General features: G+C 59.9%; 2 protein-coding genes and 1 pseudogene. 1 reads left to right on the plus strand and 2 read right to left on the minus strand.

Going from position 1 to position 2,247, the window contains the following annotated elements; all coding sequences use genetic code 11:
• Both PF446_RS05620 and PF446_RS05625 read right to left on the minus strand, forming a co-directional pair.
• Positions 1 to 391: pseudogene (locus PF446_RS05620) on the minus strand (hypothetical protein); the annotation flags it as partial.
• 261 nt (positions 392 to 652) lie between these two features.
• Positions 653 to 1,006, minus strand: a complete 354-nt coding sequence (locus PF446_RS05625) for a hypothetical protein (protein WP_298070263.1) — start codon at positions 1,004 to 1,006, stop codon at positions 653 to 655.
• Positions 1,007 to 1,503: 497 nt separating this feature from the next.
• On the opposite strand from PF446_RS05625, the gene PF446_RS05630 reads away from it, so the two are divergent.
• The coding region (locus PF446_RS05630) for an oxidoreductase (RefSeq protein WP_298070264.1) at positions 1,504 to 2,247 on the plus strand (744 nt) is incomplete at its 3' end.

Genomic DNA, 2,247 nt, shown 5'->3' on the forward strand with positions numbered 1-2,247 from the left:
CCACCGCGACGTCCGGGCCGGGGTGATAGGTCAGGCGCCTGGGTTGGCCACCGTCTGCAGGAACCACATAAACGTCAGTGTTGTTGTCGTAGGTACCGGTGAACACGATCATCTTGCCGTTCGGCGAGAAGATCGGCTTGGTCAGCATGTCCATGCCGCTGGCCAGCACATGGGCCTGACCACCGGCGCGAGGCATCTCCCAGATTTCGCCGCCGTATTCAAAGGCGATCCGGGTTCTGGACATGGTCGGATAGCGCAGCAGGAGCAGGAGATGGTCCGGGTTCTTGACCGAGCATGTACAGTCGGCAGCCGATGTGGCGGTCGGGGCCATGATGGTCAATGCGGGCGCCATCACAACGCAGGCAAGTGCAGTAAGAAATGATCGTCGCATGATGACTCCAGGTGCTTGATCGCAGAACGTGCCCTGATGACGGAGCACGGCAGGAGACCACCTTAAGGGATGACAGGGCCGGCTGACCCGTGTCACAGGTCATTGTCGGGGACCCGGTGCTGTTTTCCAGAGCCACGCGCATGCATCCTCCCGGAACCCCTTGCAGCATGTGCAGGGCATCGACAAGGCCTTTTGCGCTTCGCTGCCATCCTGCCTGAGCACCACTGCCTGCCGATGGACACGGATGTACAAACAGTGGGGCTACTGGTAGGTGTACACCAGCATGATCGGTCGCTCCCGGCCGTACGAGTGTGCACGGTCAAGCCTGCTGAAGTCGTGCAGCAAATCCATGCTTTCAAGGTCAGTCAACCGGATGCTATGGATGTCCACGTACTGGGCTTTTTGCAGGGTATTCGCGCTGATCGTGCATCCGTGATATCTGCGCTTTGAGGGCGGAACCGTCTTTTCCGGGGACCATGTTACAAGCAGCGTGCAGGTCGGCGTCTGGATGGCTCCGCTGAAAGTGATGCGCCCTCCGCCGGATGAGGAGTACGACAGCGTCACTGCAATGGCCAGCAGGCTGGCCAAAAGGATGAGTATCCAAAGGTGTCGCATGGGCAGATCCTTCCTGCAGCGGTCCTGCAGTGGAAAGTATGGCGCGACAACTGTCCGCAGCGAATGATGCAGGTCAAGTACTGCGTTGAGCCACGCCATTGCCTGTCTGGCTGGAGTCAGAAACGGGGTCGATCCAGGGGATCCGTAGGGCAAGCCCCGTCCATTGCGGCCAGAGACAGCACGATGATGCTTGCATCACCGGGTGGGGCAATCCATGGCCTGCCCGTCGGAAAGCCCCGGCACGTCGCTGGACAGCGCGCGTGCGGGGAAAACGATGCCCCGTTGGAACAAGTTGGGGCCGGATCATCCATGGGCAGGTGTTGTATTGCCTCTACAATTGGGTAATGCAGGGATTCATCTTCTGCTTTCCGAGGGTCGCACCGGGTCGGTCCTTTTACGCGATCGTCTTTAGCGTATTCATCCAATGGAGCCGCTGAGGTCTGAAGTCACTAGACGACAAACTTCAACCGGGCCGTACATCGATACATGGAGATCCAATGACTGATATTTCTCAAGCCGGCACCTATCGGGTGGGCAACCACACCGTCAATCGCCTCGGCTACGGTGCCATGCAGCTTGCCGGCAAGGGCGTGTTCGGCCCGCCTGCCGATCGCGAGGCTGCGCGGTCAGTCTTGCGCGAGGCGCTCGCCAGCGGGGTCAATCACATCGATACCAGCGACTTCTACGGCCCCTACGTCACCAACCAAATCATTCACGAGGCGCTGCATCCTTATGACGACGATCTGGTCATTGTCACCAAGATCGGCGCCAAGCGTGGCGAAGATGGCTCCTGGAATCCGGCGTTCTCCGAGCACGAACTGACCCGTGCCGTGCATGACAACCTGCGCCATCTGGGGCTGGATACTCTTGACGTGGTCAATCTGCGGCTGATGTTCAGCAAGCATGGCCCCGCCGAAGGTTCGTTGGAAGCGCCGCTCACCGTGCTGGCCGAACTGCAGCAACAGGGCCTGGTTCGGCAGATCGGGCTAAGCAACGTGACCCCCACTCAAGTCGCCGAGGGTCGCGCCATCACGGATATTGTGTGTGTACAGAACGAGTACAACCTGGTCCAGCGCAACGACGATGCACTGATCGATGAACTCGCTGCAGCGGACATTGCTTACGTTCCGTTTTTTCCGCTGGGCGGCTTCACCCCGCTGCAATCGGCGGTTCTTGTTCAGGTGGCGGCTTCGCTCGAGACGTCACCCATGCAGGTCGCGCTGGCATGGCTGCTGCAGCGC

The organism is Oleiagrimonas sp., from assembly GCF_027858935.1.
GTDB lineage: Bacteria > Pseudomonadota > Gammaproteobacteria > Xanthomonadales > Rhodanobacteraceae > Oleiagrimonas.